The organism is Nocardia cerradoensis NBRC 101014, from assembly GCF_000308535.1.
In the GTDB taxonomy this organism is placed as follows: Bacteria; Actinomycetota; Actinomycetes; order Mycobacteriales; family Mycobacteriaceae; genus Nocardia; species Nocardia cerradoensis.
The window spans coordinates 1-8115 of sequence record NZ_BAFW01000339.1 but is presented as its reverse complement, the minus strand read 5'-3'; the positions used below and the strand labels follow the sequence as shown (position 1 = coordinate 8115).

Below are 8115 nucleotides of genomic sequence, written 5' to 3'. Positions count from 1 at the left end.
TGACGGTGGTGTTGCCGCGCCGCCGGTCGGGTCGGGCGGCGTAGCGCTCCATCGAGTCGACGTGGACGCGTTCGTCGCTGCGGAGGACATCGAAGGTGATAGCGCGGTCACCGTGCGGGTCGTAGGTCTGTCCGTATCGGGCGCTTTCCTGCGCGAGCTCGGCGACGGCGTCGGCTTCGGTGCGCGGGGTGGTCGGGTGGTTCATGCCTGCTTGGCCTCTCGGGTCTCGGGGGTGACGATCTTGATGCCGGAGAACTGGAGCTGATTCGGGTCGTTGCGCGTGAGGTTGCCCTCGCGGTCCACGAACCAGAGCGTCTTGGCGCGGTCGGGCTTCGGGATCGCGGCCACGACAACGTCTTTCACGGCGAGGGTCTGGGTGCCCTTCTCGTAGGCCAGCTCGATCGAGAACGTGACTTTGCCCTTCTTCCGGGTGGACTCCACCGCGGCGATCAGGGCGTGCAGGGCTTCGGTCAGTTCGTCGTGGACCGCGCCGCCGCGCAGCTCGCGGATGAAGTCGGCGAACGGGCGGGCCGTCGTCTCCTCATCGGCGTCGGAGGTGGTGTCGGGCATTGCGTATTCCTTTCTGATAGTCGGTCCACCGCTGTTGCGCGATGGCCTTCATCTGGTCGGTGGAGCGGGGAACGAACCGGCCGGCGGCGTCGCGGAGCTGCCAGCCGGTCCGGGGTTCGTCGGTGATGCAGCGCGGTTCTTCCCGGCATCCGGATATGCAGTGCGTGCCGTCGAGCCACAGGTAGGGGCAGGTGGCGTGCCGGTTGACCGGGGTGTTGAGGTCAGACGCTGGGGTAGTCGTCATCGCGGATGACCTCGCCGGTGTAGCCGCAGATCGGGCAGCCTTGGCCGCGGCAGAGTTTGTGTTCGGCGGTGTAGGCGGCCATCAGAACGGCGGCTCATCATCGAGGCGGTATTGCTCGATATCGCTGGGCGGCAAGGCCGTCCAGTCCTCGACGTAGAGGGCCCAGTTGCGGCGCACCACTTCGGCGTCGGCGCTTTCGAAGCCGAGATCCACGGCCTGGGCGTTCATGTTGTCGAAGCGGCTCACGGCCAGGTCGGGCGCCGGGGACTCGATGATCTTTCCGTCGCGGCGGCGTACTGCGAACCTGGTGCCGGATTCCTCCACGCGGCCGTCCGTGCGTCCGAATCCGAGCCGGAGGTTGTGCAGGTCGGCGACGGCTTCGTACAGCTGTGAGTGGAGGCAGCGGGCGAGAGCGAAGATGTCATCGATCGCTGCGGGGGTCAGGTTTGGGGCGGCGGCGTACTGGTCCCGGTACTGCTCGATCAGGGCGTACGGGTCGCCGGAGGTGTGGACGTTGCCGCAGTGTCCGCAGGCGTCGTGGCTCACTGGTCGGCTCCCGATTTGCGGAAGGCGTCGGCCACGGCGGCCATGAAGGTGTTCGCACGGGCGACGATCGCGTCGGCGTCGGCCTGCGGGATGTCGCTCATGCCATCGCGGGTCCAGGCGGCGGACTCTTCGAACCGGACCGCGAGGTGATCGGTGACGATCTGCCGGGCCAGCGTCTCGATCATGTTGAGGCGGTCGGCGTCCGGGTCCACGGCATCGAGGTCGCGCGTGTAGTACACGGAAAGACCGTGGATGCTGCGATCCCCGCCATCGGTCTCGATCAGCAGGACAGGCGTGGTGTCGGGCAGGTGCTGTGTTGCGGTGGCGAGGTCGCGCAGTTCGGCAACCGTGAAATCGACCGTGTCGCAGGCTTCGATCGCGACGGTTTCGGTGAGTCGCCGCTCGCTGCGGCGGGTGATCGTCACGCCTGTGTCGGGATTTGTGATGCGTGAATACATACCGGCTCCTCCGGTTGGCGACGGCTTCTCCGTCTAACGGGTTGAAACTTACACTCGATCGCGGGCACTGTCAATTGATGCGCGGCGTGTCGGAATCTGCTGGGACAGTTGGGAATTAGGCCACCGACTCATTCTCAAAACTAGACACGCAGAGGCGTGTATTGGTCTCTTGACGGTATCGGACCACATGCCGTTTGGTGATGCCGAGCCGGACCGCTATCTCCTCCGCCGACAAACCGATCCCGGTCAGGCGCGCGACCTCCCGCCGGCGGTCGTCGGCGCGCTCACGTAACCCGATCCCGGACGCGGCGCCGGAAGGGGTGACGGTGACCCGCGGATCATCGATATCGAGGTCTTCCCAATCCAGCGGCGGGGCCCACAGTTCCTTGCGGGCATGCTGGCGCGCCAGCTCGAACCGGCCTTCGGTGGCCGGGGTACCGGACAGTTCTTCCCACGCGGTGTGGATAGCGTGCCAGGTGTCCCAGGCGATGAGGACAGTGTCGGTGCCCGAGCGGGCGAGTTGGGAAATCGTCGTCTGCGAAACGCCGGGCGTGCGGGCGGCGATGCGGCCCCACGTCCACCCGAGCGCGTGCAGGGCGCGCAGACGGCGGACAGCACCGACCGCCAGCACGTTTCCTTGCCGCTCGTTGGGGTGGAAGTCGACGCGCAGGATCGGCACCGCGATGCGGGTTCGGACGGTCTCGTACGCGCCGTGGTGGATGTTGAGCACGGTCTTCTTGGTGACCCCGGCGTCGCGGGCGATGGAGGCGATGGGTAGCCGGAGTTCGAGCAGTCCGGCGATGTGGGTTTGGACGCGTTCGACGGGCATGAATCCGGGAACTCCGGCGGCAGCGAGTTGGGCGCGTCCTCGTTTGCGGCCAACTGTTTCCATGCGGGTGGGCGTGTAACTGGGGGCGGTGTAGCGCAATTGGTCCTCAGAACAGGGGCAGCGTCGGGACGGCCACGGGTGGCCGGCGGCGGGTGCGGGCGGGGTGGACGACGATCACCGATGGGGGACACGGGATGTCGGCGAGTTGGCGCGCCTTGGCCAGCTGGTCGATCAGTTCGCCGCGGGAATCACGCAACCGCTGGTTCTCGCTGATCAGCCGGTCGATCGCGGCGGGGGTTATGCGGGACGCGCGGGCCTGCGACAGGGCTTTGTCGACGGCGGCCTGGGCGGCGAGTAGCCGGGTGGTGAGCACGGCGACGGGTTCGGTGCGCGACATCTGGACGGTGCGGCGTGAGCAGTGCAGCCACGCGGCGATGGTGTCGGTGGTGTGGCCGCGGTGAGTGAGGTGCGCGACCAGCCATGCGCGGTCGGTCGTCGGCAGGTCGGTGCCCCGAACTCGACCCGCAATGGCCGCGTCGATGAGATGTTCGTCGGGATCCCAGCGGGGCTGGTGTAGCGGTACCACGGTCATCGGGGTTCACCTCCGGGCGTATGGGGCGTTGGGGTCGCAGTCGTTAGTGGCCAAGGTGCGGCGCAGGTGCGGCTTGCACACCAGGCAAGGGATCGGGTGCGGGGCGTTCCACGGCGACAGCCAGCCCTTGCGGCAGCGGTTGTGGTGCCACTCGAGCTCGCGGGGCGTGGGATCGGGGTAGCGGCTGCGGTCACTCATGCCGGGTGTTCTCTCGTGCGGTGGTGGTGATTGATCAGCGGGCTGTTGCGGTAGCGGCGGGGCCGCGAGGCGAGAGCGGCGCGCACCTTGGCCGAGCCTTCGCGGGCAGTCTCGATCGCTGCGGGATCGTGGAGGCACTTGAGGGCCGGTTCGATGAACCCGTCCTCGTCGCACATGCCGCAGGCGGTGATCGTGGCGGCGTCGGCGCGCATCCGGGACGCGACCTGTTCGCGCTCTGCTGCGGCCCGTGCGCGGGCGGCGCGCTCCTCCCACGCTTTCCGTTCCAACCGGCGTTCCTTGCACTGGCCGCACTTCACGTCGCCGGGATTGCCAGGATGGTCCGGGCACCACGGCGGGGGCGGTTCGTTGGCTTCGATCGGATTCGCTTGGGGGGTGGGGTTATCCACAGGCGAGTCCGCGGGCAAGTGAGGTACCCCGGAAACGCAACCCCCCTCTTCTGGTTCCTCTGGGTCTAGTTCCGGTGGGTCTAGTTTGGGCGTCAAATCTGTCCCCACCCCCGGGACAAATCTGTCTCCACCCCGGGGGACAAATCTGTCCCCACCCCCCTCCGGATCGGCGTTGGGGGTAGGGACAAATTTGTCCCCACCCCTCGCCGGTGCGGCCGGAGGAAGGGACCGCACCGTGTACAGCGAACTGGTCTGTTCCGGATGGGTAGCCGACTGCTCGAACGAATACGACGGATTCGGGCCGGCACTCTTCCACCGGGCTCGAACTGTCACCGCCCCGGCCGCTACGAGTTCCCGCAAGGCTCGATCCAACGTCTTCACGCTGCACCGGCATTCAGCGGCCAGAGTCTTCCGCTTGCACCAGGAGGTGCCGGTGGCGTTGTCGGCGTGCTGGCGCAGCACTATGTACAGGCGCAGAGCGCGATCGGTGATCAGCTCGCATTGGGTCACCCACAGCGGGACCATCGCGAACCGCACATCGACGGAGATGGTGATCTCGTCGTTGCTCAAAACCAGCTCCTCTGGTGTGTGACGGCTCAATCCGTCTGCTGGGTCGATCATGCCCCGGGCCGGCGGCCGGGGGACACATCAGTGAGGGGGCCGCACGGTCGCGGCCCCCTCGGTGATCACGTTCGGTACTTCGATCCGGAGGCGAGTAACGGCCCCTCGTCGTCGGGTAGTAGCACCCACCGGCGCCACAGCCAGACGGCCGTATCAGCCGATGTTTCGCCGTTGGCCAGCCAGAACCCGAGGTCCATCGCGGCGGCCGGGTTCGCTTCGACCCAGCCGTGGCAGCCGGTTGTGCCGGATCCGCACAGCGCCAGCAGGTTCGACGGATCCCAGGTGCCGCCCTGGGACCTCTTGCGGCGGTGGTGCACGGTGTAGCCCGCGGTGCCGCAGCGTTCGCACCGGCCGCCGCACCGTGTGTGCACGATGCGGCGGCCTTCGGTCGCGGTGATCACGCGGCACCCCGGCCAGCGATTTCGTACTGGGACCGCAGCGACGCGCCGATGGACTGAACCGCCTTCAACTGCTCGGTCAGTCCTTCGTTCTTCCACCGCGCCCGGTGGTAGACAGCATCGGCGACGGCGAGCTGGGCGCGCAGCTGCTCGGTGGCCAGGATCGCGGCGTACTTCTTCTCGTGCGCCGGGCCCCGGTGGTTCACGTACGCGCGCGCTGTCTCCACCTCCACCTGGTTCTTCAGCGTCGCGTACTTGTCGTAGGCGTCGGCGAGCGTATTCACGCCCCGGGTAATCAGGTGGTCGATGTCGGCCAGGCGCTGTTCGACAGCGACCGGCGACCACACCTCACGCGGGTTCGTCACCGGCGGCCCCCTGGTTCTCGGCGAAGTCGGGTGCCGGGTTCTCGGCGCGGTACCGGTTGGCCAGCCCGCGGATCGGCCCGGGATCGGTGGCCTGGCGGATATCGAGTCCACCGTTCGCATCGGCGAAGTCCCGCATGGCCTTACGGGGATGGATGCCGAGCTGAGCGCACAGCTCCGTCAGGTCGTCGCGCGCGTCCTGCGCCTCTTGCGAAAACGTCACCCGATCATGCGAACTCGCGTCGGGATCGTCCTGCCGGGTCGGGATCGTCAACCCCTGCAACAGGAATGTCCGAAAGGCCACGCTCTGCGCCTTCGACACCGCCTTGTCGCCCGAGTCCGCCGCTTCGCCGTACGCACTGCCGGTGAAGCTATCCCCGGCCGGGCCGAACACGGTGTACTCCATTTCCACGGTGGCGTTACGCATCGCGGTCTTCGACTTGGTCTCATAGCGCTCGAACTGGATCGACAGCCCGCGCGGGATGATGAAAACGCCGTGCTCGCGCAGCACCGGCCCGACCGCGTTCATCACGGCATCGATGCCGCGAAAGTTGAATCCCTGCTGGCTGTTGTGCTCGTTCTTCTCGATCGCCTGGATTTCACCTTGGACCGCCGAGAATGCTTCGAACACAGTCGGTTTCGCGTCGGCCACCTACGCCTCCAGCTCACGCAGGACCGGCGACTGGGCCACCATGGCCTGCACCACCGCGCGGGCGTGCTCGGCCGGGGTCACCGTCAGCGTCGACTTGCCCTTCGTGCGCTTCGTGCCGGGCACATCCTGTTTCGCCGCGCGGTCCAGGCCGCGCTCGATCACGGTCGACTTGATGCTGTTGTGCACGATCACCAAATGCGGTGCGTGCTTACGCAATACCTCGATCACCTCGGCGTCGGTGGCGTCGATCTCGGTCCACGTCTCCAGCGGATCGGGGAACGTCACCCGGCACCACGCTTCGAACGCGTCTTTGTCGGTGATGTAGGCGACCGGATCGGGGTTCGACATGCTGGCCGTGCCCAACGTCAGCGTGTCGTCGGCCGGATCAAACGCCGTGATCTTCGAGCCGGGGCCCATCCGCGCGGCCAGCTCGGCGCGGTGCGCGGTCCGATGGGCTTTGAAGGTCTTCTCGACCTCGGTGAGGACGGCCGTGCGGGCGACCAGGACCGGGGTTTCGATGTTCGCGAGGGGATTGCTCATGCCACGGCTCCGGCCTTGTCGCGAGCCTCCGGGGTCATGTTGTACTGGTCCATCCACGCCTTCACATCCGTGTCGGTGTAACGGATGCGCGGCTGCTTCCCATCACCTAGTTTGATGAACTTCGGGCCCCGGCCCTTGTTCCGCCATTGGGTGAGGGTGCCGGGATGCACATGCATTAGTTCGGCGGCTTCCCGGTTAGTCAAATATGCCATCGGCCTGGGCTTCCCTTTCAATAGGGAGCGGCACAGAGACCAAACCGGCTGTAGGCAGAGAACCAACCAGCGCTTGTGTCACCTGCTAAGCATGCTTGCATGCTTGTAGGCAGCTGCGTTAGCCTGCACAACAGTCGGCGCGGTCCAATTCCTAGGTGTCCCGCTCGGCTTTTCTGGTAGAGGGAGACCATCGGATGGCAGTCCGGTGGTCTCCCTTTCGGTAATCGACTTTAATCGATTGTAGTCTGTTTCGGCAACTGTCCGGTCAATCCTTTTTGGCTGTTCCTCGACGCTCCTTGTCTTTGCGAAACACCGTGTACACCATGTTCTCCGACAGGTCCGCAGCATCGGCGATGGCCTTGCGGGACAGTAGCGGCTGCATCTCGCACAGCTGCACGATGATCCGATTGCGACGCTCGGTCAGCCGCCGAGTGGTTTCCTCGAGCTCGGCCGATGCCGTACGTAACTGCTCCAGAAGGGCATCCGCCCGCGAGTCGGGGGTTCGGTCCGTCGCCATTCCAGCAGGCTACGTCAACTGCAACGGGGACACCTTCCACGTCGCGGCGGTCACACACGCTGTGTCCGCCTGCGCCGAGTGGCCGCCTTCTCGTAGTCGGCCACGACGGCCGCCTGGATTCGGATCTGCCGGCCAACTCTCATGTGAGTGATCTCGCCGCGGGCTGCCATTCGTTGCACCTCGCGGGTGCTCAACTGCCAGCGCTCGGCGACATCCGCACATGTCATCCATGACGGTTCCGTGCTCATCGGGCGTCCTCCGACTCCCATAGCAGCTCGCTCGGCGCGCCGAGTGCTGCCGCGATTTCGGTGGCTCGCTGCGGATCGCACGAGTCGCGGCGACCGGATAGCAAATGGTCGATCGCGGAGTGGTGGCGTAGGCCGGCCTTGTGTGCGAGTGCCCTTGTCGATAGCCCGGACTGATTCATCAACGCGCGCAATGTGGCGACTGACTTCAACTTCATCGGTGCGGCCAACCCCCTGCCCAACAGTTATCTGCGGTACTTCTTTGTTACGACTGGTTTCCGGTTATTAGCTCACCTGCCGGTCGGAAAGTCAACTGCTGGTATAGGACTGGCAAACCTGCGGTAGGCGATTGATAATCGGTGGTAATGCTTGATAATGGCGAACGGCGTGGTAAACGCTTCAACATCCCAGCAACAGCCCGTAGGCAAGCATGTGCTTGGCCGCAAACAGAGAGACGGTAATGGACCTAGGGGAGCTGATTCGAATCAGCAAAGGCGACCGATCCTACGAGCAACTGGCCCGCGCCGGCGGAGTCCAATCCGGCACCCCGCTCCTGGGGGCGGCGCGATGGCAACAGCTAGCAACGCAGCAACTAAATGCATTCCCCACTCCGCGGACCATGACCGCGATCGCCACCGCGCTCGGCGTCAGCGAGGAAACCGTATTGCTGGCTACCGGAACTAGTCTCGGGCTCCATCTCCGGCGCCGGCACCGGCTCCTCGAG

General features: G+C 66.0%; 15 protein-coding genes. All 15 read right to left on the bottom strand.

The genetic code is table 11. The annotated features are described in order from the left end of the window. The coding region (locus ON23_RS29095) for a hypothetical protein (protein ID WP_039782222.1) at positions 1-205 on the bottom strand (205 nt) is incomplete at its 3' end. Continuing rightward, positions 202-570 carry a YfdP family phage-associated protein gene (locus ON23_RS29090; protein WP_039782221.1) on the bottom strand — a complete coding sequence of 123 codons (369 nt, stop codon included), beginning with the start codon at positions 568-570 and terminating at the stop codon, positions 202-204. The genes ON23_RS29090 and ON23_RS29095, both read right to left, overlap by 4 nt. Positions 571-895: 325 nt before the next feature. Then, positions 896-1360 carry a hypothetical protein gene (locus ON23_RS29085; protein WP_039782220.1) on the bottom strand — a complete coding sequence of 155 codons (465 nt, stop codon included), beginning with the start codon at positions 1358-1360 and terminating at the stop codon, positions 896-898. Then, complete coding sequence (locus ON23_RS29080) at positions 1357-1818, bottom strand: hypothetical protein (protein WP_039782218.1); 462 nt, start codon at positions 1816-1818, stop codon at positions 1357-1359. Before ON23_RS29080 ends, ON23_RS29085 begins: the two co-directional genes overlap by 4 nt. A 115-nt stretch (positions 1819-1933) precedes the next feature. Beyond that, a complete protein-coding gene (locus tag ON23_RS29075; protein WP_143860607.1) occupies positions 1934-2710 on the bottom strand; it encodes a hypothetical protein in 777 nt (258 codons plus the stop codon). Positions 2711-2753: 43 nt separating this feature from the next. Then, positions 2754-3239: a hypothetical protein gene (locus ON23_RS36230; protein ID WP_051043524.1), complete on the bottom strand. Its 486-nt coding sequence runs from the start codon at positions 3237-3239 to the stop codon at positions 2754-2756. A gap of 194 nt (positions 3240-3433) precedes the next feature. Then, complete coding sequence (locus ON23_RS37180; protein ID WP_157170316.1) at positions 3434-4414, bottom strand: helix-turn-helix domain-containing protein; 981 nt, start codon at positions 4412-4414, stop codon at positions 3434-3436. Between the two features lie 116 nt (positions 4415-4530). Continuing rightward, complete coding sequence (locus ON23_RS29060; RefSeq protein ID WP_051043523.1) at positions 4531-4866, bottom strand: HNH endonuclease; 336 nt, start codon at positions 4864-4866, stop codon at positions 4531-4533. Next, the gene (locus tag ON23_RS29055; RefSeq protein WP_051043522.1) at positions 4863-5228 is read right to left on the bottom strand and encodes a hypothetical protein; all 366 of its coding nucleotides are present in this window, start codon (positions 5226-5228) and stop codon (positions 4863-4865) included. Before ON23_RS29055 ends, ON23_RS29060 begins: the two co-directional genes overlap by 4 nt. After that, positions 5212-5877, bottom strand: coding sequence for an ERF family protein (locus ON23_RS36225; RefSeq protein WP_051043521.1), 666 nt, complete (start codon positions 5875-5877; stop codon positions 5212-5214). The genes ON23_RS29055 and ON23_RS36225 overlap by 17 nt, the downstream gene beginning before the upstream one ends. Further along, positions 5878-6417 carry a hypothetical protein gene (locus ON23_RS29045; RefSeq protein ID WP_039782215.1) on the bottom strand — a complete coding sequence of 180 codons (540 nt, stop codon included), beginning with the start codon at positions 6415-6417 and terminating at the stop codon, positions 5878-5880. After that, positions 6414-6629: a helix-turn-helix transcriptional regulator gene (locus ON23_RS29040; RefSeq protein ID WP_039782212.1), complete on the bottom strand. Its 216-nt coding sequence runs from the start codon at positions 6627-6629 to the stop codon at positions 6414-6416. The genes ON23_RS29045 and ON23_RS29040 overlap by 4 nt, the downstream gene beginning before the upstream one ends. 265 nt (positions 6630-6894) lie before the next feature. Beyond that, entirely contained in the window at positions 6895-7146 is a 252-nt protein-coding gene (locus ON23_RS29035; RefSeq protein WP_039782210.1) for a hypothetical protein, read from the bottom strand. Between the two features lie 50 nt (positions 7147-7196). Continuing rightward, complete coding sequence (locus ON23_RS39895; protein ID WP_223273973.1) at positions 7197-7373, bottom strand: helix-turn-helix domain-containing protein; 177 nt, start codon at positions 7371-7373, stop codon at positions 7197-7199. A 17-nt stretch (positions 7374-7390) separates the two neighbouring features. Continuing rightward, positions 7391-7609, bottom strand: coding sequence for a helix-turn-helix domain-containing protein (locus ON23_RS39890; protein ID WP_083904307.1), 219 nt, complete (start codon positions 7607-7609; stop codon positions 7391-7393). Between the last annotated feature and the right edge of the window lie 506 nt (positions 7610-8115).

What these genes read in the sequence shown, in the direction of transcription:
- ON23_RS29040 (WP_039782212.1), bottom strand. Translation starts at nt 6,629, where the DNA reads ATGGCATATTTGACTAACCGGGAAGCCGCCGAACTAATGCATGTGCAT.
- ON23_RS29090 (WP_039782221.1), bottom strand. Translation starts at nt 570, where the DNA reads ATGCCCGACACCACCTCCGACGCCGATGAGGAGACGACGGCCCGCCCG.
- ON23_RS29075 (WP_143860607.1), bottom strand. Translation starts at nt 2,710, where the DNA reads ATGGAAACAGTTGGCCGCAAACGAGGACGCGCCCAACTCGCTGCCGCC.
- ON23_RS29080 (WP_039782218.1), bottom strand. Translation starts at nt 1,818, where the DNA reads ATGTATTCACGCATCACAAATCCCGACACAGGCGTGACGATCACCCGC.
- ON23_RS39895 (WP_223273973.1), bottom strand. Translation starts at nt 7,373, where the DNA reads ATGACATGTGCGGATGTCGCCGAGCGCTGGCAGTTGAGCACCCGCGAG.
- ON23_RS36230 (WP_051043524.1), bottom strand. Translation starts at nt 3,239, where the DNA reads ATGACCGTGGTACCGCTACACCAGCCCCGCTGGGATCCCGACGAACAT.
- ON23_RS29035 (WP_039782210.1), bottom strand. Translation starts at nt 7,146, where the DNA reads ATGGCGACGGACCGAACCCCCGACTCGCGGGCGGATGCCCTTCTGGAG.
- ON23_RS39890 (WP_083904307.1), bottom strand. Translation starts at nt 7,609, where the DNA reads ATGAAGTTGAAGTCAGTCGCCACATTGCGCGCGTTGATGAATCAGTCC.
- ON23_RS29045 (WP_039782215.1), bottom strand. Translation starts at nt 6,417, where the DNA reads ATGAGCAATCCCCTCGCGAACATCGAAACCCCGGTCCTGGTCGCCCGC.